This window comes from Streptomyces sp. NPDC008079, from assembly GCF_042957385.1.
Lineage (GTDB): Bacteria > Actinomycetota > Actinomycetes > Streptomycetales > Streptomycetaceae > Actinacidiphila.
On record NZ_JBIBIC010000031.1, the window covers coordinates 14,116 to 39,402 of the forward strand.

Annotated in this window: 16 protein-coding genes and 1 rRNA gene; 5 read left to right on the forward strand and 12 right to left on the reverse strand. The window is 71.4% G+C overall.

What is annotated here, in order from left to right:
* Positions 1-305: 305 nt before the first annotated feature.
* Positions 306-2,297, forward strand: coding sequence for a protein kinase (locus ACFZAM_RS36075; protein WP_391052543.1), 1,992 nt, complete (start codon positions 306-308; stop codon positions 2,295-2,297).
* 119 nt (positions 2,298-2,416) lie between these two features.
* Here ACFZAM_RS36075 and ACFZAM_RS36080 read toward each other — a convergent pair whose 3' ends face one another.
* The 3 genes from ACFZAM_RS36080 to ACFZAM_RS36090 form a co-directional block, all read right to left on the reverse strand.
* Complete coding sequence (locus tag ACFZAM_RS36080; RefSeq protein ID WP_355342928.1) at positions 2,417-7,390, reverse strand: NAD-glutamate dehydrogenase; 4,974 nt, start codon at positions 7,388-7,390, stop codon at positions 2,417-2,419.
* 386 nt (positions 7,391-7,776) lie between these two features.
* Positions 7,777-8,454 carry an HAD family hydrolase gene (locus ACFZAM_RS36085; protein WP_391052545.1) on the reverse strand — a complete coding sequence of 226 codons (678 nt, stop codon included), beginning with the start codon at positions 8,452-8,454 and terminating at the stop codon, positions 7,777-7,779.
* 225 nt (positions 8,455-8,679) lie between these two features.
* A complete protein-coding gene (locus tag ACFZAM_RS36090) occupies positions 8,680-9,186 on the reverse strand; it encodes a DUF6912 family protein (RefSeq protein WP_355342922.1) in 507 nt (168 codons plus the stop codon).
* 409 nt (positions 9,187-9,595) lie between these two features.
* Here ACFZAM_RS36090 and ACFZAM_RS36095 point away from each other — a divergent pair, with 409 nt between their 5' ends.
* Entirely contained in the window at positions 9,596-9,985 is a 390-nt protein-coding gene (locus ACFZAM_RS36095; RefSeq protein WP_355342919.1) for an Rv3235 family protein, read from the forward strand.
* 104 nt (positions 9,986-10,089) lie between these two features.
* Here ACFZAM_RS36095 and secA read toward each other — a convergent pair whose 3' ends face one another.
* Positions 10,090-12,900, reverse strand: a complete 2,811-nt coding sequence (gene secA / locus ACFZAM_RS36100) for a preprotein translocase subunit SecA (protein WP_391052550.1) — start codon at positions 12,898-12,900, stop codon at positions 10,090-10,092.
* A 218-nt stretch (positions 12,901-13,118) separates the two neighbouring features.
* On the opposite strand from secA, the gene ACFZAM_RS36105 reads away from it, so the two are divergent.
* On the forward strand, positions 13,119-13,724 hold the full coding sequence (locus ACFZAM_RS36105; RefSeq protein ID WP_355342913.1) for a GNAT family N-acetyltransferase: 606 nt from the start codon (positions 13,119-13,121) through the stop codon (positions 13,722-13,724).
* Positions 13,725-13,912: 188 nt separating this feature from the next.
* Entirely contained in the window at positions 13,913-15,100 is a 1,188-nt protein-coding gene (locus ACFZAM_RS36110; protein ID WP_391052554.1) for a DNA glycosylase AlkZ-like family protein, read from the forward strand.
* A 127-nt stretch (positions 15,101-15,227) separates the two neighbouring features.
* Here the strand turns inward: ACFZAM_RS36110 and ACFZAM_RS36115 are convergent, their stop codons facing one another.
* From ACFZAM_RS36115 to mtnA, 7 genes are all read right to left on the reverse strand, one after another.
* Positions 15,228-15,968, reverse strand: coding sequence for a response regulator (locus ACFZAM_RS36115; protein ID WP_391052557.1), 741 nt, complete (start codon positions 15,966-15,968; stop codon positions 15,228-15,230).
* A 113-nt stretch (positions 15,969-16,081) separates the two neighbouring features.
* Entirely contained in the window at positions 16,082-16,768 is a 687-nt protein-coding gene (gene hpf, locus ACFZAM_RS36120) for a ribosome hibernation-promoting factor, HPF/YfiA family (protein ID WP_355342907.1), read from the reverse strand.
* A 279-nt stretch (positions 16,769-17,047) separates the two neighbouring features.
* Positions 17,048-17,764, reverse strand: a complete 717-nt coding sequence (locus ACFZAM_RS36125) for a ComF family protein (protein ID WP_391052574.1) — start codon at positions 17,762-17,764, stop codon at positions 17,048-17,050.
* Between the two features lie 100 nt (positions 17,765-17,864).
* Positions 17,865-19,691 carry an LpqB family beta-propeller domain-containing protein gene (locus ACFZAM_RS36130; protein WP_391052559.1) on the reverse strand — a complete coding sequence of 609 codons (1,827 nt, stop codon included), beginning with the start codon at positions 19,689-19,691 and terminating at the stop codon, positions 17,865-17,867.
* Positions 19,691-21,631 (reverse strand): MtrAB system histidine kinase MtrB, encoded by a 1,941-nt coding sequence (gene mtrB, locus ACFZAM_RS36135; RefSeq protein ID WP_391052562.1) that lies wholly within the window; start codon positions 21,629-21,631, stop codon positions 19,691-19,693. The genes ACFZAM_RS36130 and mtrB overlap by 1 nt, the downstream gene beginning before the upstream one ends.
* A gap of 1 nt (position 21,632) precedes the next feature.
* Positions 21,633-22,322 carry an MtrAB system response regulator MtrA gene (gene mtrA, locus ACFZAM_RS36140; protein WP_188283097.1) on the reverse strand — a complete coding sequence of 230 codons (690 nt, stop codon included), beginning with the start codon at positions 22,320-22,322 and terminating at the stop codon, positions 21,633-21,635.
* Positions 22,323-22,418: 96 nt separating this feature from the next.
* The gene (gene mtnA / locus ACFZAM_RS36145) at positions 22,419-23,516 is read right to left on the reverse strand and encodes an S-methyl-5-thioribose-1-phosphate isomerase (protein ID WP_355342899.1); all 1,098 of its coding nucleotides are present in this window, start codon (positions 23,514-23,516) and stop codon (positions 22,419-22,421) included.
* A gap of 95 nt (positions 23,517-23,611) precedes the next feature.
* Here mtnA and ACFZAM_RS36150 point away from each other — a divergent pair, with 95 nt between their 5' ends.
* Positions 23,612-25,132, forward strand: coding sequence for a hypothetical protein (locus ACFZAM_RS36150; RefSeq protein ID WP_391052568.1), 1,521 nt, complete (start codon positions 23,612-23,614; stop codon positions 25,130-25,132).
* A gap of 67 nt (positions 25,133-25,199) precedes the next feature.
* Here ACFZAM_RS36150 and rrf read toward each other — a convergent pair.
* Positions 25,200-25,287 (reverse strand): 5S ribosomal RNA (gene rrf, locus ACFZAM_RS36155); the annotation flags it as partial.

The following is a 25,287-nucleotide window of genomic DNA, read 5'->3' on the forward strand; positions in this document are numbered from 1 at the left end:
ACGGGGCGCGGCCCGATGCCGTTCCGGCCTCCGGCCCGGGGCCGTCCTCGGCGGGTGATGTCACCGAACGGCACCAAGGCGTCAGCGGGTTCGATACGACGTCCGCGCCTCGTACACACCCCCGGTAGCATCGTGCCCCGTTCGCCTACCGGGGGGTGCCCGAAATCTCCAGTCACGACAGCAGTTCGAGCGGTGGCCCGGCGCCGGGCGCGGGTGCGGGTCCGGTGCCGGGCGCGGGAGCGGGTTCTGATCAGGGTCCGGGCGGGAGTCCGTTACAGGCGCTGGAGCCGCAGGACCCGCGCGAGGTGGCCGGTTACCGGCTGCTGGCCCGGATCGGCGAGGGCGGGATGGGGTCGGTCTACCTCTCGCACACCCGCGGCGGACAGCCGGTCGCGCTGAAGGTGATCCGGCGCGAATACGCGCAGGACGAGGAGTTCAGGCGGCGCTTCCAGCAGGAGGTGCAGTCCGCGCGCCGGGTGCAGGGCTACCACGTGGTGCCGGTCGTCGACCACGACACCACCGGCAACCGGCCCTGGCTGGCGACCAGTTACATTCCGGGGCTGCCGCTGGACGACGCGCTCGCCCGGTACGGGGCGCTGCCGGTGGCCACCGCGCTGCAACTGGTGGGCTGCGCGGCGGAGGCGCTGCGCGCGGTGCACGCGGCGGGCGTCATCCACCGCGACCTCAAGCCCAGCAATGTGCTGCTCGGCGCGGGCGGCCCCTGGGTGATCGACTTCGGCATCGCGCGCGCGGCGGACTCCACGCAGCTCACCCGCAGCGGCGGCCTGATCGGCACCCCGCAGTACATGTCGCCCGAGCACGCCAACGGGCACGAACTCACCCCGGCCACCGACCTGTTCTCGCTCGGCCTGATCGCCGCGGTCGCCGCCACCGGACGGCACCCGTACGGCACGGCGGGCGCGATCACGCTCGCCACGCAGATAGCCAACACCGCCGTCCGGCCGCCCGACCTGTCCGGTTACCCCGACGAGCTGCGGACCGTCCTGGAGCGCTGCCTGACCGCGGACCCGGCGGCCCGGCCCACCCCCGCGGAGCTGGCCGAGCTGTGCGAGCGTGGCGCGGGCCGCCCGCTCCGGGACTTCAGCGGCTGGCTGCCGCAGCCGCTCGCGGCCGAGATAGCCCGGCGGGAGGCCGCCGCGGCCCTGCCGCCGGCCCCGGCACCGCCCGCCGCGCCCGCCGCGCCGCCGCACATACCGGCGCCCGCCGTACCGCCCGCCGTACCGCCCGCGATGCCGCAGGGGGCGCCGCGGGCCGCACCGCCCGCCGGGACGGGTGCCGCGCCCTCCGGCCCGTACGCGCCGGGTCCGTACGCGTCAGGCCCGTACGCGTCAGGCCCGTACACCTCGGGCATGTTCGGGCCGACGAATGTGGACGGCCCCGCGACCGGCGCCCACGGAGCCACCGGCCGCGGGGACGGAAGCGGTCGTGCGAGCGGTCCCGAGAGCGGTCCCGGAGACGGGCAAGGGCGCGGTCCCGGAAACGGCCACGGGCGCGGTCCCGGAAACGGGAACGGGAACGAGGGGCACGACGGGAACGGGAACGGGCACGACGGGCAGAGCCGGGTCCCCAGCGGCCGGACGCAGAAGGTGATGGCCATCGGCGGCAGCGTCCTGGCCGTGATCCTCGCGGTGACGCTCACCTACGCCTTCACCCACTCCGACGGCAAGGGCGACGACAAGGGCCCGCAGGGCAAGTCGCCGCTCGGCGGCGGCCCCGGCACCTCCACCTCCCAGTCCCCCGCTGCCGCTCCGACCACCGGCCCCGCGAGCACCGCCCCGACCGGCTCCCCCGGCGGCTCCTCTGCCGACCCGGGCACACCCGGCGGCGGGCAGCCGCAAGTCATCTTCCAGGACCGCAAGTTCACCATCCGCTCGCCCGCCTGGAACCACGGCACGCATGTGGACCTGGACAGCGCGAGGGTCGAGCCGAACGGCCAGATCGGCGACACCGACGGCTACGAGATCGAGTACCAGGACTGGGCCGACGGCAGCATGCGGTTCCTCACCACCTTCGGCCGGGCCGACGGCACCGACTACCAGGCGTGCAGGAACGGGGTCGGCGCCGACGCGCTGTCCGGCGAGATCTACCGGGGCGACCTCGCCAAGGACACGTACATCGCCAAGGGCACGGTGCTGTGCACGGTGACCTCGGAGGGGAATCTGGCCATGCTGAAGGTCACCGACGTCACGCCGTCCGGCAACATGATGACCGACCCGATGCCGACGTACTCCACGCTGCTGACGGTGTGGAAGATGCCGGACGCGCCCACGCCGTAGCGCGGTCGGGCCCGGCGGGCGGGCACTTGCGCACAAGTGCCGCCCACCGGGCCCGCGTTCAGCCGCACCGCCGCGACCGTACGGCCCAGCGGTGCGTACGGCCCAGCGGTGCGTACGGCTCAGCGGTGCGTGCGCAGCAGCGTACGGAAGGTCCGCATCGCCACCGACAGACTCGCCAGGTCGAACTCCTCGGCGCCCTGGATCTCCTCGAGGGTGGTGCGGGCGCGGCCGATCAGGCCCGCGTTCTGCTCCTCCCACGCCGTGTAGCGCTGCTCGGGCGTGGACCCCTCGGGGCCCGCCGTCAGCACGTCGGCGGTGAGTGCCGCGTGGGCCGCGAAGAGGTCCTCGCGGATGGCGGCGCGGGCCATGGACTGCCAGCGGTCGGCGCGCGGCAGCAGGATGATCCGGTCCAGGAGCTGCGTGATCCCCAGCCGGTCGGCGAGGTCGAAGTAGACCTCGGCGACGTCCAGCGGCTCCTTGCCGGTGCGGTCCGCGACATCGACGATGTCGAGCGCCGGGAAGGCCGCGGAGAATCCGGCGACCCGGGTGGCCAGTTCGTCCGGCACCCCCGCCGCGGTCAGCTCGTCGCGCAGCGACCGGTACCAGTCCGCGTCCGCGCCGCGCAGCAGCTTGGGCTGGTGGGACCAGACCGCGGCGACGCCCTCGGCGAAGAAGTCGATGGTCTCGGCGATCTGGAGCGGCTGGAGGCGGTTGTTGAGCAGCCAGCGGGTGGCGCGCTCGACCAGCCGCCGCGAGTGCAGCCTGATCCGGGTCTGCACGTCGGCGGCGACGATGTTGTCCAGCGCCTCCACCGCGTCCCAGATCTCGGCGAGACCGAAGATCGCGCGGGCGGCCGTGTGGGCCCGCACGATCTCCTCCGTGGTGGCGCCGATCTCCTCGCGGAAGCGGTGCAGGAAGGTCGTGCCGCCGGAGTTCACCGTGTCGTTGACCAGGACGGTCGTGATGATCTCGCGGTGCAGCGCGTGGTTGTCGATCTGCCGCTCGAAGCGCTCCCGCAGCGGCACGGGGAAGTACGCGTGCAGCAGGGAGCGCAGGTACGGGTCGTCGGGCAGTTCGGTGTGGACCAGTTCCTCGGCCGTGGTGATCTTGGCGTAGGCGAGGATCACCGCCAACTCCGGCTGCGTCAGGCCCTGTCCGGCCGCCAGCCGCTCGCGGATCTGCCGGTCGGTCGGCAGGAACTCCAGCGCCCGGTCCAGGTGGCCGTCGCGCACCAGGCGGCGGATGAACCGCTGGTGGGCGTGGAGCAGACTCGGGGCCTGCTCCATGCTGTTGGCGAGCGAGACGTTCTGCGCGTAGTTGTTGCGCAGCACCAGGTCGCCGACCTCGTGGGTCATCTCCGCGAGCAGCGAATTGCGCTGCTTGACGGTCATGTCCCCTTCGGCGACGACGCTGTTGAGCAGGATCTTGATGTTGACCTCGTGGTCCGAGGCGTCCACACCCGCGCTGTTGTCGATCGCGTCGGTGTTGATGTGGCCGCCGGTCCCCTCCGGGCCGCCGTTCAGGGCGAATTCGATCCGGCCGAGCTGGGTGAAGCCCAGATTGCCGCCCTCGCCGACGACCTTGACCCGCAGTTCCGCGCCGTCGATCCGGATCGCGTCGTTGGCCTTGTCGCCGACGTCGGCCTGCGACTCGGTGGACGCCTTGACGTAGGTGCCGATGCCGCCGTTCCACAGCAGGTCCACCGGGGCCTGGAGGATCGCCTTCATCAGCTCGGCGGGGGTGATCTTCGCGGTGGCGGTCTCGATGCCGAGCGCCTTGCGGATCTGCGCGTTGAGCGGGATCGCCTTGGCGGTACGGGGGAAGATCCCGCCGCCCGACGACAGCAACTTGGTGTCGTAGTCGGCCCAACTGCTGCGCGGCAGCTCGAAGATGCGGCGCCGCTCGGCGTAGGAGGTGGCCGCGTCCGGCTTCGGGTCGAGGAAGATGTGCCGGTGGTCGAAGGCCGCGACCAGCCGGATGTGCTCCGACAGCAGCATGCCGTTGCCGAACACGTCACCGGACATGTCGCCGATGCCGACGACGGTGAAGTCCTCTTCCTGGGTGTTGACGCCCATCTCGCGGAAGTGCCGCTTCACCGACTCCCAGGCGCCGCTGGAAGTGATGGCCATCTTCTTGTGGTCGTAGCCGACCGAGCCGCCGGAGGCGAAGGCGTCGCCGAGCCAGAAGCCGTACGACACCGCGACCTCGTTGGCGATGTCGGAGAACGACGCGGTGCCCTTGTCCGCGGCGACGACCAGATACGTGTCGTCCTCGTCGTGCCTGACCACGTCCGTCGGCGGCACGACCTCGCCGCCGACGAGATTGTCGGTGATGTCGAGCAGGCCGGAGATGAACGTCTTGTACGAGGCGATGCCCTCGGCCAGCCAGGCGTCGCGGTCGGCGGCCGGGTCGGGCAGCCGCTTGCCGACGAAGCCGCCCTTCGCGCCGACCGGCACGATGACGGTGTTCTTCACCATCTGCGCCTTGACCAGGCCCAGCACCTCGGTACGGAAGTCCTCGCGCCGGTCGGACCAGCGCAGACCGCCGCGGGCGACCTTGCCGAACCGCAGGTGGACGCCCTCGACCCGCGGGGAGTACACCCAGATCTCGAACGCCGGGCGGGGCGCGGGCAGTTCGGGGATGGCCTGCGGGTCGAACTTCATCGACAGGTAGTCGTGCGGCTGCCCGTCGTCGCGGCGCTGGAAGTAGTTGGTGCGCAGCGTCGCCTTGATCAGGGTGAGGAAGGCCCGCAGGATGCGGTCCTCGTCGAGGCTGGCGACCTGGTCGAGCGCGCCGTCCAGCTCCTCCAGCAGCCCGTCGGTCAGCTCGCTGCCGGCCCGCTGGTGGTCCGGCGAGAAGCGGGCCTGGAAGAGGTTGACCAGCAACCGGGTGGTGTGGACGTTGGTACGGAGGGTGTCCTCCATGTAGTCCTGGCTGAAGGTGGACCCGGCCTGCCGCAGGTACTTGGCGTACGCGCGCAGCACCATCGCCTCGCGCCACTCCAGACCGGCGCGCAGCACCAGGGAGTTGAAGCCGTCGTTCTCCGCCTTGTCGGTCCAGGTCGCGGCGAAGGCCGCCTGGAACCGCTCGCGGGCGTCGTCGCCGAGGTCGCCGAGGCTGGGGTCCAGGCGCAGCCCGAAGTCGTAGACCCAGGCGCGGGTCTGGTCCGAACGGCGCAGTTCGTACGGCCGCTCGTCGACGACCTCGACGCCGAGCCGCTGGAGCACCGGCAAGACGGCGGACAGCGAGACGGGCGCGCCGGTGCGGTAGATCTTGAAGCGCCGCTCGTCGCTGGCGCCGCCGACCGGCTCGTACAGGCTGAGGGTGAAGTCGTCGGCGCCCAGGCCCTCGATGTGCTGGAGGTCGGCGACGGCGACGCGCGGTGCGAAGTCGGCGCGGTAGCCGTCGGGGAACGCGTGCGCGTACCGCCGGGTCAGCTCGGCCGCGCGCTCCTCGCCGCACTCGGCGGTCAGCGCCTCGCCGAAGCCGTCGGCCCAGGAGCGGGTGGCGTCGGAGAGCCGGCTCTCGATCCGCTCGACGTCGGCGTCGGTGATGTCGGGCAGCGGCGCGCCGGGTTCGACGCGGATGACGAAGTGCAGCCGGGACAGCACCGATTCGGTGTTCCATGCGGTGAAGTCGGCGCTTCGGCCGCCCAGTTCGTCCTGGAGGATGTTGGTCAGGCGCAGCCGTACCGCCGTGGTGTAGCGGTCGCGCGGCAGGTAGACCAGCGCCGAGTAGTAGCGGCCGTACTCGTCCTGCCGCAGGAACAGCCGCAGCTTCCGGCGCTCCTGGAGGTACAGCACGCTGGTGGCGATGGACCGCAGCTCGTCGGCGGGGGTCTGGAACAGCTCGTCGCGCGGGTACGTCTCCAGGATCTGGAGCAGGTCGCGGCCGTCGTGGCTGTGGGCGGTGAATCCGGCGCCTTCGAGGACTTCCTCGACCTTGCGGCGGACCACCGGGACCCGGCGGATCGACTCGGTGTAGGCGGTGGAGGAGAACAGGCCGAGGAAGCGGCGCTCGCCGATCACATTGCCCTCGGCGTCGAACTTCTTCACGCCGACGTAGTCCAGATACGAGGGACGGTGCACGGTGGAGCGGCTGTTGGCCTTGGTGAGGATCAGCAGCCGGTGTTCGCGGGCCTTGGCGCGGGCGTCGGCGGGCAGCCTGCTGAACGACGGGGAGCCGGGGTGCCCGAGGTGGGTGTGGTGGCCCGGGTCGGTGCCGTCGGTGCCGGGGTGCACCGGGTCGGAGCGCAGGATGCCGAGACCGGTGCCGGGGACGGCGACCAGCACGTCCTCGGTGGAGCCGTCGGGCTCGGTGTCGGTGGTCAGCTCGTACTCGCGGTAGCCGAGGAAGGTGAAGTGGTCGTCGTTGAGCCAGCGCAGCAGCTCGACGGCCTCGCTGACCTCGCGCTCGGGCAGCGGCGGCGGGGTCGCGGACAGCTCGTCGGCGATGCGCTTGGTGGACTCGCGCATCTTCGCCCAGTCCTCGACGGACTCACGGACGTCGGAGAGCACGCGGCGCAGGTCCGCGGTGATCTCCTTGAGGTCGGCGCGGTCGGTCTCGCGGTCGATCTCGACGTGGATCCAGGACTCGACCAGCACGTCGTGCGGGAGCGAGCCGTCCTCGGGTCCGCACCCCGGGGCGACGATCTCCAGCAGCTTGCCGGTCACGTCGCGGCGGACCAGGAACTGCGGGTGGAAGACGACGTGGATGCCGCGGTCGGCCTGGGTGAGCGCGTTGGTGACCGAGTCGACGAGGAAGGGCATGTCGTCGGTCACGACCTGGACGACGGTGTGGCTGGACTGCCAGCCGTTCTCCTCGACGGTGGGGGTGTGCACCCGGACGCTGGCACTGCCCTGCGGGCGTACCTCCGCGAGCCGGTAGTGGGAGACTGCCGCGCCGAAGACGTCGACCGGATTGCGGTCGTTGAGGTCCTCGGGTGCGCTGTGCAGGTAGTAACCCCGGAGGAACGCCGTCAGCGCCTCTGTGTCGCGGCCCTGGCCGGGTAGTCCCCCCGTCTGGCTGTTCTCAGCGACCTTGGCTGCTCGTTCCAGCAGTTCGGCCTTGGCTTCGTCCAGCTTGGTCTGCATGTCCTCTGACTCCTGTCGCGCGCCATTGCGTGACGTCGGGTGATGGCAGGACGTCACGTGACGCGGGGTATCCGCTACGGGACGACGCTATGCCGGAAGAGGGGTCCGCCGTGCCCGTACGCACGCGGTGGCCCCTGATGAACTGATCAACGTTGATCACGCCGCAAGGCTATCGCTCGCTCACGGGTGCCTGTCAGGAGACGTCTTCGTACAAATGCACTGCACACCTTTGGCCCCTCTGGACAGGAACCGGGCGGGAACAGGACCGGGACGAGACGGCGAACAGTCGATGCGGAGGTGATGATTCCGGCGTTGGAGCGGGGCGCGGACCGGGCCCGAGCGTCGATTCGGGAGCCCGGCGGCAGGGCCTGTCCGCCGGACAGGCTCTAGCCCGCGGCTATTCGCTCGGCTTCCAGAACGGCGGCGGCGAGGCTGTCGACCACCGGCACCCCGGCGCTCTCCAGGCTGGCGCGGCTGTGCGAGCCGCCGGTGTACAGCACGGCGTGCGCGCCGACGTGGGCGGCGGCCACCGCGTCGTCGAGCGCGTCACCGATCACCACGATCCGGCCGGGGTCGGCGGCGACGTCGGCGAGCGCGGCGAGGTGGCGGGCCATCTGCGCGGCCTTGCCCTGATTGGAGGGGCCGGTACGGCCGTCCACCCGGACGAAGTGCTCCATGATGCCGTGCGAGGTCACCACGGGCAGCAGATTGTCCTGCGGGGCGAGCGAGCACAGCGACTGCGTGAGCCCGGCGGCCCGGCGCGCGGCCAGCAGCTCGGCCGCGCCCTCGGCGAGGCCGCAGCGGCCGGCCAGCGCCCAGTAGTGGCGGTGGAAGGCGGCGTCCATCACCTCCCACTCGGCGTCGGTCGGCAGCCGTCCCATCAGGCGCTCGTAGAACCGGGGCACGGGCACGCAGTACAGCTCCTGGTACCGCTCCAGGGTGATCGGGGCCAGGCCCAGCTCGGCGAACGAGGCGTTCGTCGCCTCGATCACCGCGTCGATGTCGTGGAAAAGGGTGCCGTTCCAGTCCCACACCAGATGCGTGCCTACGGAATGCGTGCTCACTCCACGAACCGTACTCGCGGGGTGTGACAGCCCGGTGCCCGAGGGTGGGGTCCCGGCCACGCGGGGCCGCCGTACGACCGGGCGGGGGCCGAACGGATTCAGCCGATCAGGTGCCCGGCCGGTCGGATGCCGGGGCGCTCACGCGGTCGGGACGTTCACGCGCTCGGGGCGCTCAGCCGGTCGGGCGTTCAACCGGTCGCGCGCTCGGGTCCTCGCGCGCCGGGGTCAGGAGATGAGGTTGGGGATCTCCTGCGTCGCGTACCAGAGCAGGTCGTGGTCCTCGGCGCCGTCCACGGTGAACTGCGCGTCGTCGTCGCCCATGTCGGCCGCGCCCACGGCCGCCGCGGCGGCCGTCACATCGGTCCGCGCGTCGTCGGCGTCCACGTGCACCGCGGCCGTCCTGGACAGCGGCACGGCGCGCGCCAGGCGGACCTCGCCGAGCGAGCCGGGGTCCAGGCCGTGGTCCGGGTCGTACGTCACGGCGGCGTCGTCCACGTCCACGGCGACGACCACCCGGCGGCGCGGGGTGTCCGGGTGCACGGCCAGCAGCCGCAGCGACGCCTGGGCGGCGCGGTTGAGGGCCGCGTACTCCAGCTCCTCGATGTCGTCCGAGACGTACCACTCGCGCAGGCTCGGCGTCACCGCGTAGGCGTCCAGCGGTACGGGCCCCAGCTCGCCCGCCTTGTACGCCTCGGCGAGACCGGCCAGGGTCGTTGGAATATAGACGCGCATGGCGTGAAGCATACGTGCGCCACCACGCGAATAGGTGAATTCCTCCGCGCCCTGCGTCGGACGGCACCCCGCTTGCCAGCCCCTCCCCGAGGGTCCTAGAACCGCCCTGTCACCGCCCTACCCGCCAGTAGCGACCACAGGGGAAGCACCCGTGCAGACGACGCCGCCGCAGCCGCCCGTAACCGTGCCCGTGCCCGTACCCGGAACCCCGGCACCTCCCCTGCCCGCTCCCGCTCCGCCGCGCGCCGCGGGTGTGGAGCGGCGTACGGCGGGCGGCGCCGGTCCGCCCGGACGCAGAGACAGCCGCCGGCCCGGCGGGCGGCCAGGCGGGCGTCCAGGCGCCGCGGCGAGGCCGGTGGGAGGCGCGGCGAGCGGGGGCTCCGGCTCGGTTCCGGTCCCGGCGAGGTCCGTGGCGGTCGTGACGCGGCCGGGGACGGCGCCGCGCCCGCCCGCGCCGCACCTGTGGTTCGCCGGGCGCCTGCTCGACGTGCTGACCGGGCGCAGCCCCGTGACGTCGCTGGCCGGACGCGTCAGGGACGAGGCGTACCAACGGCTGTGGGAGCTGCACGGCGCCCGCGCCGACTGGCGGCTGCGGGCCCGCGGCCGTACCCCCTACGTGTACCGGTGCCGCTGCTTCCGCACCGCGGACGGCGCCCTGGAGGTGGCGGCCGTCGTCGCCCTGGACCAGGACGTCTTCCGCGCCCTGGCCTTCCGGCTCGAACCCTCGGGGCCCGCCGCGCCGCCCTCGGCGGGCTACGGGCAGGCCCGCTGGCGGTGCACGGCGGTCCAGGCGGGCTGACCTCCCGCGGGTGAGCGTCTTGGACGCGGCACGGCCGCGGGGCCGGACCCGTGAGAAAGGGGTCCGGCCCCGCGGCCGTGTCCGGTCGAGCCCGCCCGTAGGCGTTACTTCTTGCGGCGGCGCCCGCCCTTGGCGGCCTTGCGGCGCTCGGCGCGCGTCTGGCCCTCCTCGGCGGAACCGCCGTCGGCGGCGTCGACACCCGCGAAGTCGCCCTCGACCACACCGCCCTCGCCGTCCACGGACGGCGCGGAGAAGTGCAGCCGGTCGGCGCGCTTGGGGGCGTCGAGGCCCTTGGCGCGGATCTCCGGCCTGGCGTCCTTGGTCAGCGAAGGCGCCGCGTTCTGCGGGGCGTCGCTGACGGCGGCGTCCACCGGGACCTCCTCGACCTGCTGCTCGACCTGGACCTCCAGGTTGAACAGGTAGCCGACGGACTCCTCCTTGATGCCGTCCATCATGGCGCCGAACATGTCGAAGCCCTCGCGCTGGTACTCCACCAGCGGGTCGCGCTGCGCCATCGCGCGCAGCCCGATGCCCTCCTGGAGGTAGTCCATCTCGTACAGGTGCTCACGCCACTTGCGGTCGAGCACCGACAGCACCACGCGGCGCTCCAGCTCGCGCATGATGTCCTCGGACAGGCTCTTCTCGCGCTCCGCGTACTGCTCGTGGATGTCGTCCTTGACGGACTCCGCGATGAACTCGGCGGTGATCCCGGCCCGGTCGCCCGCCGCGTCCTCCAGCTCCTCGATGGTGACCTTCACCGGGTAGAGCTGCTTGAAGGCGCCCCACAGCCGGTCCAGGTCCCAGTCCTCGGCGAAGCCTTCCTTGGTCTCCGCGTCGATGTACGCGTCGATGGTGTCGTCCATGAAGTGCTGCACCTGCTCGTGCAGGTCCTCGCCCTCCAGGACGCGGCGGCGCTCGCCGTAGATGACCTCGCGCTGCCGGTTGAGCACCTCGTCGTACTTCAGGACGTTCTTGCGGATCTCGAAGTTCTGCTGCTCGACCTGCGACTGGGCCGACGCGATGGCGCGGGTGACCATCTTGTTCTCGATCGGCACGTCGTCCGGCACATTGGCCATCGCCATGACGCGCTCGACCATCTGCGCCTTGAACAGCCGCATGAGGTCGTCGCCGAGCGAGAGGTAGAAGCGGGACTCGCCGGGGTCGCCCTGACGGCCGGACCGGCCGCGGAGCTGGTTGTCGATCCGGCGCGACTCGTGCCGCTCGGTGCCCAGCACGTAGAGCCCGCCGAGGTCGACGACCTCCTCGTGCTCGGCCTTGACGGCCTGCTCGGCACGCTCCAGGGCGTCGGGCAGCGCCGCCGCCCACTCCTCGACGTGCTCGACCGGGTCGAGGCCGCGCTGCCGCAGCTCCGCCTCGGCGAGGTCATCGGGGTTGCCCCCGAGCTTGATGTCGGTGCCGCGGCCGGCCATGTTGGTGGCCACGGTCACGGCGCCCTTGCGGCCCGCCTGCGCGACGATCGACGCCTCACGGTCGTGCTGCTTGGCGTTGAGCACCTCGTGCGGCACGCCGCGCTTGGAGAGCTGCGCTGACAGGTACTCGGACTTCTCGACGGAGACGGTGCCGACCAGGACCGGCTGGCCCTTCTCGTGCTTCTCGACGATGTCCTCGACCACGGCGGCGAACTTCGCCTCTTCCGTGCGGTAGATCAGGTCGGGCTTGTCCATCCGGGCCAGCGCGCGGTTGGTCGGGATCGGGACGACGCCGAGCTTGTAGATCTGGTGGAACTCGGCGGCCTCGGTCATCGCCGTACCGGTCATGCCGCAGAGCTTGTCGTACAGGCGGAAGAAGTTCTGGAGGGTGATCGTGGCGAGCGTCTGGTTCTCGTCCTTGATGTCCACCCCTTCCTTCGCCTCGATCGCCTGGTGCATGCCCTCGTTGTAGCGGCGGCCCGCGAGGATACGGCCGGTGTGCTCGTCGACGATCATGACTTCGCCGTCCATGACGACGTAGTCCTTGTCGTTCTTGTACAGCTCCTTGGCCTTGATCGCGTTGTTCAGGTAGCCGACCAGCGGGGTGTTCACCGACTCGTAGAGGTTGTCGATGCCCAGCCAGTCCTCGACCTTGGTGACGCCGCTCTCGTGGATGGCGACGGTGCGCTTCTTCTCGTCCACGTCGTAGTCGCCGGTCTCCTCCTTGCCGAGGCTGCTCGCCTCGCCGCGGTTGAGCCGCTTCACCAGACGGGCGAAGTCGCTGTACCACTTGGTGGCCTGGTCGGCCGGGCCGGAGATGATCAGCGGCGTACGGGCCTCGTCCACCAGGATCGAGTCGACCTCGTCGACGATCGCGAAGTTGTGGCCGCGCTGCACCAGCTCGTCCTTCGACCACGCCATGTTGTCGCGCAGGTAGTCGAAGCCGAATTCGTTGTTGGTGCCGTAGGTGATGTCGCAGGCGTACATGGCGCGGCGCTCGGCGGGCGACATGTTCGCCAGGATGCAGCCGACCTCGAGGCCGAGGAATTTGTGGACGCGGCCCATCCACTCCGAGTCGCGCTCGGCGAGGTAGTCGTTGACCGTGATGAGATGGACGCCCTTGCCGGAGATCCCGTTCAGATACGCGGGCAGGGTGCCGACCAGGGTCTTGCCCTCGCCGGTGCGCATCTCGGCGACATACCCGAGGTGCAGGGCGGCACCGCCCATGAGCTGGACGTCGTAGTGACGCTGTCCGAGCACGCGCTTGGCGGCCTCACGGACGGTGGCGAACGCCTCGGGCAGCAGGTCGTCGAGGGACTCGCCCTCGGCGTACCGCTCCTTGTACTCGTCGGTGAGGGCCCGCAGCTCGGCATCGGTGAGGTTGACGAAGTCCTCTTCGATGGAATTGACCTGGTCCGCGATGCGGTGCAGTTTGCGCAGGATCTTGCCTTCGCCTGCACGCATGAGCTTGTTGAAGACGGACACGTAGGCTGGCTCCTTGCCGGTCGGGCCTGGCGCGGTTGGCCCGCACCCGGCACAGCGGGGTTTGATCTGCCGATGTCTGCCGATGGCTTTCTGCCAGTGGCTGTCCGCCGATGGCCCCGCTGCAACGGCCATCGTAAGCGAGGAGACCAGCGGGCCGGGAGGCCCCGAGGTGCCAAAACGGTTTTCCACAGCCGTCGGCTCTCCTCAATACTGCGTCCATGGAGCCGATCACCCTCACCACCGAGCGTCTGCTGCTGCGTCCGCTGACCCCGGACGACGCCGAGGCGCTCTATGTGGCCTGCCAGGATCCCGATATTCCGCGCTGGACGGCGGTGCCCTCGCCGTACACCCACGAGAACGCGGCGGACTTCGTCGGCCGCATCTGCCCCGAGGGCTGGCGCGACGACACCATGTACAACTTCGGCGTCTTCACCGCCGACAGCGGCGCGCTCGTCAGCTCCATGGGCCTGCTGCGGTTCGGCGCCTCCGGTCTGACCGGGCCCGAGCGGCAGGCGGAGCTGGGCTACTGGACGGCGAGGGAGCAGCGCCGCAAGGGCTACACCGCCGAGGCGGGGCGCGCGGTCTGCGCCTGGGCCTTCGACGCTCTCGGCGTCGAGCGGATCGAGTGGTACGCGGAGGCGGGCAACGACGGCTCGCGCGCCGTCGCCCGCTCCATCGGCTTCGTCATGGAGGGCACCGTCCGCTCCAAGATCCTTTACGCGGGCACCCGCCGCGACGCCTGGAGCGGTTCCCTGCTGCCGACGGACTGGGACCGCGAGGGCAAGACGCCGTACGAGCCGTATCCGCCGGGCGCGGGGGCCTGAGGCTCCTTCGTCACGGGGGGCGGGCGCTTGAGGCTCCTTCGTCACGGGTGCGGGGGCCTGAGGCTCCTTCGTCACGGGGGGCGGGCGCGGGGCCCGAGGGGTTTCCGTACGGAGCGGGGGGCCGCCGGCCGCGCGAGGTTGACGCAGGTCAGCGGGGCTTGTCAGTGGGCGGTCCTACGCTGTCCGGCATGACACCGCTGCCGCCTCCTCAGCTCACCCTGTCCGCCGACGAAGCACGCAGGCTCGCCTTGCGGGCGCAGGGCTTCCTCGGTGCTCCCGACCGGCGGGCCGGGACGCGCGGGGTGCTGCGCTCGCTGGGCGCGGTGCAGCTCGACACCATCTCGGTACTGGCCCGCTCGCACGAGCTGATCCCGTACGCGCGGCTGGGCGCGGTCGGCCGCGAGGAGGTCGAGGAGGCGTACTGGTCGGGCGACCACGCCTTCGAGTACTGGTCGCACGCGGCCTGCATCCTGCCCATCGAGGAGTGGCCGCACTTCGCCTTCCGGCGCAGGGCGCGGCGGGCCCGCGGTCACCGCTGGCACGTCCTGGAGGACGCCGAGCGCTCGTGCGCCGCCGTCCTGGACCAGCTCAAGGCCGAGGGGCCGCTGAATTCGACGCAGCTCGGCGGCGCGAAGAACGGCGGACCGTGGTGGGACTGGTCGGAGACCAAGATCGCGGTGGAGTGGCTGCTCGACACCGGCGAGGTGGTCTGCACCCGGCGGCGCGGCTGGAAGCGGATCTACGACCTGGCCGAGCGGGCCGTGCCCGACGCGCTGCTCCACGACGACCTGGACGACACCGAGTGCGTACGGCGGCTGGTCGTCCAGGCGGGCGCAGCGATGGGGGTGGCCACCCGCGCGGACCTCGCGGACTACCACCGACTCAAGGGCGAGCAGGTGATGTCGGTGATCGACTCGACCGGTCTGGTGCCGGTCGAGGTCGAGGGCTGGGGCAAGCCCGCCTGGGCCGATCCGGCGGCGCTGGCGAGCGAGCCGCGCGGCAGGCACCGTACGACGCTGCTGTCGCCGTTCGACTCCCTGATCTGGGACCGGCCGCGCACCGAGCGGATCTTCGGCTTCACGCACCGGCTGGAGGCGTACACCCCCAAGCCCAAGCGGATCCACGGCTACTTCGCGATGCCGCTGCTCGCGGGCGGGCGGCTGGTCGGCCGCGTCGACCCGGCGCGCGAGGGGAAGACGCTGGTGGCCCGGCAGGTCACGCTCGACGGCCCGAAGGCCGTGCAGCCCGCGGCCGACGCCATCGCGCAGGCGGCGGGCTGGGTGGGCTGCGAGGAGGCGCGGGTGGAGCGGGTGCTGCCGGAGCCGCTGCGCGAGCCGCTGGAGGCGGCGCTGAAGCTGACCCACGACCGCCGCTGAGCGGGTCCGGCCCCGCGGGGCCGAGGTGGTGGGTCCGGGCGGCGCCGGGTCCGGGCGGCCCGGGGGCGCGCCCGGACCCGGCAATGCCCAGCACGTGATGGCCGCGATGCCCGGCGCGGGACAGGCCCTAGCGGATCTCCAGGATCTTCTCGCGCATCGCGTAGACCACGGCCTCCATCCGGGAGTGGAGCTGAAGCTTCTCCAGGATGTTGCGGACGTGGTTCTTCACCGTGTTCTCGCTGATGAAGAGTTCCTTGGCGATGTCCCGGTTGTTCAGCCCGGTGGCGACCAGCTTCAGCACCTCCAGCTCCCGGTCGGTGAGCTTGGGCGCGGGCAGCAGCCGCCGCTCGTCGGTCCGCTGGATCATCGACTTGAACTCGGTCAGCAGCTTCGACGCCATCGACGGACTGATCTGCGACTGTCCGTCCGCCACCGCGCGGATCGCCGTCGCCACCTCGTCGGTGGAGATCTCCTTGAGGAGATAGCCGGTGGCACCGGCCTTGATCGCCTCGTAGAGGTCGGCTTCCTCGTCGCTTATCGTCAGCATGATGATCTTGGCGCTGGGCGCGACCTCCTTGATAGAGGTGCACGCCTCGATCCCGCCGCGCCGGGGCATCCGCACATCCATCAGCACGATGTCCGGCAACAGGTCGGCGGCCTTGTCGACCGCCTCCGCGCCGTCCCCCGCCTCACCGATGACCTGGATGTCCTCCTCCTGCGCGAGCACGATCTCCAGGCCCCGCCGGAAGAGCGCGTGGTCGTCGACCACCAGCACCCGGATGGGCTCCGCACGCGCCGGACCGGCAGGTTCCTCGTACGGGATCTGACCACGCTCGCCGGTGGTTCCGCGCTCAAAGCTCTCCGGCATCAGATCCTCCCCCTCAGACCAGAGTTGACCACTGGTCCAGCATTTCACGTCCAGGCACGGTGGTGCCCCCGGGACGGCCCGGGGGCACCGGTTGCAGCCCTAGGGCGTGTCCGCTAGCGGCGCAGTACGCCGCCCGCGCCCGCCGGTTCTTCCACGGTGCTCTCGTCCGAGTTCAGATGAATCACGCCGTAGTCGTAACCGTGCCTGCGATAGACGACACTCGGCTGCTTGGTCTCGCTGTCCACGAACAGATAGAAGTCGTGCCCGACCAACTCCATCTCGTAGAGCGCCTGGTCGAGTGCCATCGGCGTGGCCGCGTGGGTCTTCTCGCGCACCACCAGCGGGCCCTCGCCGTGCACCTCCAGCGGACCGAACCTCGTGGTGGGCACACTGTCCGTGCTCGGCCGGTCGACGGCCAGCTCCCCGTCCCCGTTGATGGTCGCCGCGTCCGGCACGGTCGCGGCCACCTCGGCCGCCGGGATCCGGCCGTTCCCACGACGGGTGTGGCGCTTGCTCGCGGCCTTGCGCAGCCGCGCCTCCAGCTTCGACACCGCGATGTCCAGCGCCGCGTACGGGTCGGCCGCCGCGGCCTCGGCCCGGACGACCGGACCCCGGGTGTTGAGCGTGATCTCCACCCGGTCGGCGTGGTCCGCCTGCCGGGGGTTGAGCTCCTTGGACACCTCGACGTCGAGGCTGATCACCTTGCCGTCGAGCTTCTGGATCTTGTCCAGCTTCTCGGCCACGTGCTTCCGGAACCGCTCAGGCACCTCGGTCTTGCGGCCCTTGACGACGATGTCCACGCAGAACTCCGTTCCCGGATCGCCCCGGGCTACCGGAGGCGATCCCTTTCGCTGAGGCCAGCTCGGGTACCAGTCCCGTCCGGCGCTGCGTTGGCTGCCGCTTCGCCTCCCGGGGCTGACCGGGGACCACGAAGCTGCGGCTTTCACCTCCTCCTGCCCCACTGAGAAGATCAACACCCCATGGTGTTCACTTCCCTATCCCCCGAACATAGTCCCGGAGTGTGGAGGTCGGCATCCTCAGCGACGCCATACCCCCTTCCGAGTGAATATGCGTCGCTACTACCTGCAACGACGCGCATCCGAGTGGAGTTCCGGATCGTGCGGACCAGCCACGACCGCCGCCCCGGCGACCCGGCCCCCGGCCGCCGTCACCGCCCGCGCCGCTACGGTCAGTGAGGCTCCGGTGGTCATCAGGTCGTCCACCAGCACGACCGGCGCCACCGTCAGCAGCGCGGCCGACCCGCCGGCCGCCGCCACCGCGCCCGCCAGATTCGCCGGCCGCCCGGCCGCGCCGAGACCGGACTGGTCCGCCACCGGCCGCCGCTGGCGCAACGCGGCCACCGCCCTGGCGGGTACGCCGCCCCGGCGCAGCTCCCGGGCCGCCGCACGGGCGATGCGGGCCGTGGCGTCGTGGCCGCGTCGCGCCACCGCACGCCGTGCCGAGGGCACCGGCACCAGCAGGACCGTCCCGGGGACGCCGACCCGCCGCACGGCCGCCGCCAGCGCCGTGCCCAGCGGTCCGGCCAGACCCAGCGCACCCCGCTCCTTGTGCGCCAGGACCACGGCCCGCACTTCGTCCCCGTATCGCCCGGCCGCGTAGACCGGCGGCAGCCCCGGCGGCTCCGGCGTCGGACGCACGCGCCGCACCGGCACCGATTCGGCCGCCCCGCCGATCAGCACCCGGCACCGCTCGCACAGCTCCGTACGCGGACGCCCGCACCCGGCGCAGTCCACCGGCAGGACCAGCCCGGTGATCTCCTGCCACCAGCCCCGCATGACGTCCACTCTGCCCCGTTTCGGCGCCCGCCGCCAGCCCCCCTCCCAACCTGTGGATAACTCCACGGTTTCGCAGGTCAGGAGGCTGACGGTGGTTTTCTCAGCCGGGGTAGACCGGGTTGTCGCCCTTCGGCTCGACCCGCTTGCCCGTGGAGTCCGGCGGCAGCCGGTAGACGCTCTGGTTGTACGAGGCCAGCAGCGCCCGCGAGACGTCCTCGGAGGCCGCCACCACCGACGCCTGGCTGATCCCTTCGAAGGCCAGCTTCGGGGAGCCGTCGGTGCTGATGTACTTGATCTGCTGCACGCCCTCGGATTCGCTGTCGAGCGCCACCAGGCGGCTCGGCCCCGCCCAGGAGACCGAGCTGACGCCGTCGGCCGCGGGGGTCAGCGTGCGCAGATTCGTCACCGCGAACGTCGGATGCGCCTGCGTACCGCCCCGCTCGATCCGCCCGAGCTGCAACTTCCCGAGCCCGTTGGGCTGCCGGACGAGCAGCGCGATCCGCACGCCGTCCGAAGCGACGCGCAGCGCGTCCACACGGCCGGTCAGGCCGCTGACGGAGACCGGGATCGGCTGCCCGCCGCCGTCGCGCAGCGCCACCACACGGGGGTCGCCCGGATCGCGGTCGGCGACCCACAGGTAGTCGAGCCCGTCCCAGCTCGGCGCGCTCAGACCGTCCTTCGCCTTGCTGGTCAGCACGGGCTCGCTGGGCTGGGCGTCCGCGTCCAGGCCGGCGGTGACCAGTTGGCGTCCCTCGCCCTTCACCCCGGCGGCCATCTGCTCGTCCCGGCGCACCGCGACCGACTCCAGGTCCGCCTTCGCCCCGCCGAACGGCCCGGCCACCGGCGTACCCGTGGTCGAGGCTCCGTCCGAGGGCACCTCCAGCAGCCGGTGCGGCTGCGCCCCGATGTAGTACTGGTGGTCCGAGGAGCCGACCAGATTCTGCGTGCTGAACGCCAGCGTCTGTTCCTTGGGCAGCGAGCAGACCGTCCTGCCGTCGGACGCCGAGATGTCGACGGCGTCCACCTTGGGCGCGGCCTGGCCCTGCACCGTGGTGAAGAGCTGCGCCGCCAGCTTCACGCAGCGCTCCCCCGCGAACCGCTGCGCGGGCGCGTCGAGCCGCACCCTGAGGTGCTGGGAGTCGTCGAGCGTCACCCCGTGGTCGGGCGCCTTGTCGTAGAGCCGGGCGCCCTCGGGCGCCGCGGTCTCGACCACGGGCGCCAGCCAGTTCGTGGGGCCGGTCAGCAGCGCGGAGACCGTGGACACCAGCGAGTCGCTCTGCTTGCGCAGGTAGACCGGGTCGGCGACCAGGGTCTTGTCGGCGTTCCCCGAGCGATGCGCGTCCGGGCCCAGCGCCGCGAAGTAGTACATGTTGACCAGGTGATATATCCGGTTGAAGTCCAGATCGGAGATCACCAGGCCGTCTTCAAGACTGTCGATCCGCCACTCGTTGTTCTCCTTGACCAGGTGGAACGAGGTGTCGAAGTTGCCCTCGTCCGGCCGGTAGGCGTGCTTGGCGTCGACGACGGCCGTCTTCTTGCCCGCCAGGTCGACCATCACGTAGTCCTTGCGACTCGTGCCCGGCTCCTCCCGGGGCTGGGTCGTGCCGGTGAGCACGGTGATCTTCGCGGTGGGGTCCCAGTGTCCGGCCAGCTCCTTGGACAGGTACTTCTTCGCGGTCTCGAAGTCCGCCTCGCCGCTGGTGGTGGCCTCCATGAAGCCGTTGACGATGTCGGAGGCGCTTTCGCCCTTGTGCGGCGCCGACGGGAAGACCCGCACCTGCGCGTCCACGTCGGCGTGCTGTCCGTCGCCGACCTTGCGCACCTCACCGCTGCTGGGTATCGCCGCGCACCCGGCCAGCAACAGCGCCGCGCACACCACACCCGGCCAGCTCCGCAGCAGGCGTCCCCTGCCCCCCAGCGCACCCATCAGCTGTCGTCCTCCCGGACCGAGTCCATCCGTCCCACGACCCGCGCACCGCTGCCGGGGAACGCCGCGGGATCGGCCGACGGCGAACGCGGCACCGCGGGCGGCCGCTGGGGAATCTGCGGTATCTGCGAGCCCGGCTGCCCGTTGTGCCCCGGGCCGGCCGGGCCCGCGGTCCGCGGCACCGGCACGGACCCCGTCGCGGCGCGGACCGGCAGCCCCGAGGAATTCAGCCCGCGGTTGCGCCGCGAATCGTCCGGCTCCAGCGGTATCGGCGACCCGCGCAGGCTCTCGCCGGCGGTCCGCGGCAGCGTCATCCGGAACTGCGACCCGCCGCCCGGCTCGCCCCACGCCTGGAGCCAGCCGCCGTGCAGCCGGGCGTCCTCCACCGCGATGGACAGGCCGAGGCCCGTCCCGCCGGTGGTACGCGCCCGCGCCGGATCGGCTCGCCAGAAGCGGTTGAACACCCGCGTCGCCTCGCCGGGCTTCAGCCCGACGCCGTAGTCCCGCACCGCGACGGCCACCGCGCCGTCGGCCGTGGCCAGCCGTACCACCACGTCCCGGCCGTCGCCGTGCTCGATCGCGTTGACGACCAGATTGCGCAGCACGCGCTCCACCCGGCGGGGGTCGACCTCGGCTATCACCGGCTGCGCGTCGCCGCGTATCGCCACGTGGCTGCCCTTGCGCTCGGCCAGCGGCTCCGCGGCGTCCACCACCCGCCGTACGACCTCGCGCAGGTCTATCGGCTCGGCGGCCAGCTCCGCGGCGCCCGCGTCGAATCTGCTGATCTCCAGCAGGTCGGACAGCAGCGACTCGAAACGGTCCAGCTGGTTCTGCAACAGTTCGGCGGAGCGCGCGGTCACCGGATCGAATTCGGTCCGCGCGTCGTGGATGACGTCCGCCGCCATCCGTACGGTCGTCAGCGGGGTGCGCAGCTCGTGCGAGACGTCGGAGACGAAGCGGCGCTGCATCCTCGACAGGTCCTCCAACTGCTGGATCTTGACCTGGAGGTTCTGCGCCATCTTGTTGAAGGACTCGCCGAGGCGCGCGATGTCGTCCTCACCCGAGACCTGCATACGTTCCTGCAATCGGCCCGCCGCGAGCCGCTCCGCGATCCCGGCCGCCATCCGTACCGGCGTGACGACCTGCCGGGTCACCAGCCAGGCGATGGCGCCGAGCAGCACCACCACGAAGATGCCCGCCGTCGCCAGCGTGCCCTTGACCAGGCCGAGCGTCTTGGCCTCCTGGCCGAACGGGAAGAGGTAGTAGAGCTGGTACGTCTTCCCGTTGATGTCCGTGAGCCGCTTGCCGATGGCCAGCGCGGGCTGCGGCGCCTTCCCGTCGTCCGTCACCACCGTCGTGTACTGCTTCAGCGCCCCGGTGTGGGACTCGACGGCGTCGCTGAGCGACTTGGGGATGCTCGCCTGCGGCAGCAGGCTGCCGGAGCTGCGCGGCCCGTGCGCGTTGACGACACCCTCGCCGAAGCGCGCGTCGTCGGCGCCCGGGCTGAGCGTGGCGATCCAGTACACCCCGTTGCCACCGCTGGCGAACTGCTGGACCAGCGTCGTCAGCCAGGCGCCCGAGTCCTCGGCCTGATTCTGCGAGCCGACCCCGGTGGCGTCCTGCGTCTGGCTCCTGTTCGCCTGCTGCTGGGCGATGGAGAAGCCGGTGGTGGCCTGATTCTCAGCCGCCTTCTCCTTCGCGTCGAGCAGGCCGTTCTTGACCTGCCCGATCACGACGAAGCCCAGCAGCAGCACCACGCCGACCGACATCAGCAGCGTGAAGGCGACCACTCGCAGTTGCAGATTGCGCCGCCACAGCCGGACCGCCGGCTGCAACGGTCGCCGTGCCCAGCGCACGAACGAGCGGAAAACCGGCGCGAGACCCCGCATGGGGTCCGCGAGCCGGCTCTCCAGCCGCTCCCGCTCGTACGACGCGCACATGTCAGCCCGGTCCCGCCTTGTAACCGACACCGCGGACGGTCACTACGATCTCCGGGCGCTCCGGGTCCTGCTCCACCTTGGACCGCAGCCGCTGCACATGGACGTTCACCAGCCGGGTGTCCGCCGCGTGCCGATAGCCCCAGACCTGCTCGAGCAGCACCTCACGGGTGAACACCTGCCACGGCTTGCGGGCCAGCGCCACCAGCAGGTCGAACTCCAACGGCGTCAGCGCGATCGGCTGCCCGTCCCGCTTCACCGAGTGCCCCGCCACGTCGATCACCAGATCGCCGATGGCGAGCTGCTCAGGAGTCGGCTCCTCCGCCCTCCGCAGTCGCGCCCTGACCCTCGCCACCAGCTCCTTCGGCTTGAACGGCTTGATCACATAGTCGTCAGCCCCCGACTCGAGCCCCACCACCACATCCACGGTGTCGCTCTTCGCCGTGAGCATCACGATCGGCACCCCGGACTCCGCCCGGATCTGACGGCATACGTCGATGCCGTCCCGTCCGGGCAGCATGAGGTCAAGGAGCACCAGATCCGGCTTGGACTCCCGAAAAGCAGCCAGGGCCTTGTCACCGTCAGCGCAGAACGACGGCTCGAAACCCTCTCCGCGCAGCACGATGCCAAGCATCTCTGACAGCGCGGTGTCGTCATCGACGACCAGCACACGTCCCTTCATACCGACCATCATCCCATTTGCATATCGTTACCGGTGACCTTTGGTGATCGAGGTCACGCTACGCGACCATTGTCCGCTGATGTCCGCGGATGCGCTGCCCGATCTCCCCTAGTCAGAGCCTGCCCGGGGAGTCTCGTGATTACACACAGTTACGAGAGCTTCTGTGGTGACCGGCGAAACCACACCGTTCTCCGTGATGATCGCAGTAATCAGCTCCGGCGGCGTCACATCGAAGGCCGGATTGTAGGCCTGAGTGCCCAGCGGTGACGGCGCGAGGTCGGTCACCTCGCTGCCGGCCCGCTGCTCCACCTCGATCGCGGCGCCGTCCGGCGTGCTCAGATCCACCGAGGTCGTCGGCGCCACGACGATGAACGGCACATGGTGGTAGCGGGCGAGGACCGCGAGGGGATAGCTGCCGACCTTGTTCGCCGTGGAGCCGTCCGCCGCGATCCGGTCCGCGCCGATCAGCACCGCGTCCACCTCCCCCGCCGTGAACAGCGACCCGGCCGCGCTGTCGGCGAGCAGCGTGTACGGCATCCCGGCCCGCGCCGCCTCGTACGCCGTCAACCGCGCGCCCTGAAGAAGGGGACGGGTCTCGTCGACCCACAGACGCCTCAACTCCCCGGCCCTGTGCGCCGCGAGGACCACACCGAGCGCGGTGCCCTCACCGCCCGAGACCAGGGCCCCGGTGTTGCAGTGCGTCAGAATCCGGTAGCCCCCGCCCGGCACCAACTCGGCGAGCAGCCGCTCCCCGTACTCCGCCATCGCCCGGCTCGCCGCCGCGTCCTCCTCGTGCAGCGCCCGCGCCTCGGCCAACGCGAAGGCTGCGCCCTGGTGCGGAGGCGCCGCGTGGAAAGCGGTCACCGCGCGGCGCACCCCGTACCCGAGGTTGACGGCCGTCGGCCGCGCGTGCGCGAGCAGGTCGGCGGCCTCGTTCACGTCGTAGCCGCGCGCCGCCGCCAACGCGATGCCGTACGCCCCCGCGAGCCCGAGCAGCGGCGCGCCCCGCACGGCGAGGGAACGTATCGCCTGCACCAGCGCCTGCACGTCCGTGCACACCAACTCGACCTCCTCCTGCGGAAGTCGGGTCTGGTCGAGCAGCACGAGCACGGGTCCCTCGGGGGGTTCCTCCCACCGCAGCGCGGGGATGGTACGGGAAGCACCGTCGGCCTCATCGGTCACAGGTCGCACGTATTGATCACCCATCCGTCCAGTCTGCCCTGCCCGGCCCGGTCCAAGGCAGCCCATGGCACGATGGCGGCCAGTACCACAGCGAGCACCACGTGAAGGGGCAGCCTCCGATGACCAACACTCCGGGCTGGGCCTCGCCCGGATCCTCCGACTCCTCCGAGCCGGAAGACGGCGACAGCCCCGCTTCCTCCGCACCACAGAAAGACACTCCCGTGGACACGTCAACAGATACGTCCGCGGCCGGTCCTGACAACAGCTCCGGTGACGACTCCGGCGACGCAACCGCTCCCGGTACGGGAGACCGGCCCGCTACGGCCGACGCCGGTGACACGACGCCACCGCCGCCCGGCGGCTGGTCCGCCCAACAGCCGCCCGCGGGCCAGTGGCAGCACACCCCCCACGACACCCGGCCCCCGACCGTACCGGCCCCAGGCCCGCCCCCCGCCGGATCCTCCGGTACGGGTACGGGTACGGGTACGGGTCAGGCGCCCGGCGCCGGCTGGGCCCGGTGGTCGCCCCCGCAACCGCCGGAAGGCGGCCAACCCGGCCCCTCAGGCCCGCGCTGGGGCAACACAGCACCGGGCGGCGGCCCCGGCGGCGGCTGGCAGCAGCAGGGCCCCTGGAGCAGGCCCGCGGCGCCCAAGCCCGGCGTCATCCCGCTGCGCCCACTCGGCGCGGGCGAGATCCTCGACGGTTCCCTGGCCGTACTTCGACGGCACTGGCGCGCGATCCTCGGCTTCACCCTGGCCATCGCCGTGGTCACCCAGGGCCTGGCCGTGGTGGTCGACGGCTTCTTCCTCAGCAACGACACCCGGCTGGAGAACCTCAGGGACAACCCCAACCCAAGCGTCGGCGACATCATGCACGCCGTCAGCGGTGCCTTCGCCAGCTCGGGCCTGACCATTCTGGTCATGCTCATCGGCACGATCACCGCGACCGCGATGGTCGCCATGGCCACCAGCCGCGCCGTGCTCGGCCGCCCGGTCACGGCCGCCCAGGTGTGGCGGGAAGCCCGCCCGCGACTGCCCCAACTGCTCGGGCTCGCCCTGCTGATCCCGCTGGCCATCGCCGGAATCCTGGCGGGCGCCGTCCTGCCAGGCGCACTGATCGCCCTGGCGGGTGCGGAGAGCGGCGGCGCCGCCCTCGCCTCCCTCGGCCTGATCGGCGCCTCCGTCGTCGTACTCTGGCTCATGATCCAGTGGAGCCTGGCGGCACCGGCCCTCATGCTCGAGAAGCAGGACATCGTCTCGGCGATGAAGCGCTCGGCGAAGCTGGTACGCAACTCCTGGTGGCGCGTCCTCGGCGTCCAGGCGCTCGCGGCGATCCTCTGCTACATCGCCTCGGCCATCATCCAGACGCCGTTCATGTTCATCGCTCGTGGCATCACCGGTGAGAGCCTCGGCTCCTTCCTCTCCGGCGACACCAACCCGGGCTGGGCGTTCCTCGGCATCAGCGGAATCGGTGCCGCCATCGCCGCGACGCTCAGCCTGCCGATCAGCGCCGGCGTCACCACGCTGCTGTACATGGACCAGCGCATCCGCCGTGAGGCTCTCGACATCGAGCTGCTGCGGGCCGCGAATACCGATGCGGACGCGAACGCGGCTGCGAGCGTCGCCGTCACCACCGACTGAGCAGGGAACGCAGAAAGGCCCCGGCCCCCGAGTCGAAACTCGGGGGCCGGGGCCTTCTACAAAGATTGTTCGGCGGTGTCCTACTCTCCCACAGGGTCCCCCCTGCAGTACCATCGGCGCTGAAAGGCTTAGCTTCCGGGTTCGGAATGTAACCG

Bases quoted from the DNA above. Each gene is read 5' to 3' on its own strand.
- ACFZAM_RS36080 (WP_355342928.1), bottom strand. From the start codon at position 7,390: ATGCAGACCAAGCTGGACGAAGCCAAGGCCGAACTGCTGGAACGAGCA.
- ACFZAM_RS36090 (WP_355342922.1), bottom strand. From the start codon at position 9,186: ATGCGCGTCTATATTCCAACGACCCTGGCCGGTCTCGCCGAGGCGTAC.
- ACFZAM_RS36105 (WP_355342913.1), top strand. From the start codon at position 13,119: ATGGAGCCGATCACCCTCACCACCGAGCGTCTGCTGCTGCGTCCGCTG.
- ACFZAM_RS36110 (WP_391052554.1), top strand. From the start codon at position 13,913: ATGACACCGCTGCCGCCTCCTCAGCTCACCCTGTCCGCCGACGAAGCA.
- ACFZAM_RS36115 (WP_391052557.1), bottom strand. From the start codon at position 15,968: ATGCCGGAGAGCTTTGAGCGCGGAACCACCGGCGAGCGTGGTCAGATC.
- ACFZAM_RS36125 (WP_391052574.1), bottom strand. From the start codon at position 17,764: ATGCGGGGCTGGTGGCAGGAGATCACCGGGCTGGTCCTGCCGGTGGAC.
- ACFZAM_RS36130 (WP_391052559.1), bottom strand. From the start codon at position 19,691: ATGGGTGCGCTGGGGGGCAGGGGACGCCTGCTGCGGAGCTGGCCGGGT.
- mtrB (WP_391052562.1), bottom strand. From the start codon at position 21,631: ATGTGCGCGTCGTACGAGCGGGAGCGGCTGGAGAGCCGGCTCGCGGAC.
- mtrA (WP_188283097.1), bottom strand. From the start codon at position 22,322: ATGATGGTCGGTATGAAGGGACGTGTGCTGGTCGTCGATGACGACACC.
- mtnA (WP_355342899.1), bottom strand. From the start codon at position 23,516: ATGGGTGATCAATACGTGCGACCTGTGACCGATGAGGCCGACGGTGCT.
- ACFZAM_RS36150 (WP_391052568.1), top strand. From the start codon at position 23,612: ATGACCAACACTCCGGGCTGGGCCTCGCCCGGATCCTCCGACTCCTCC.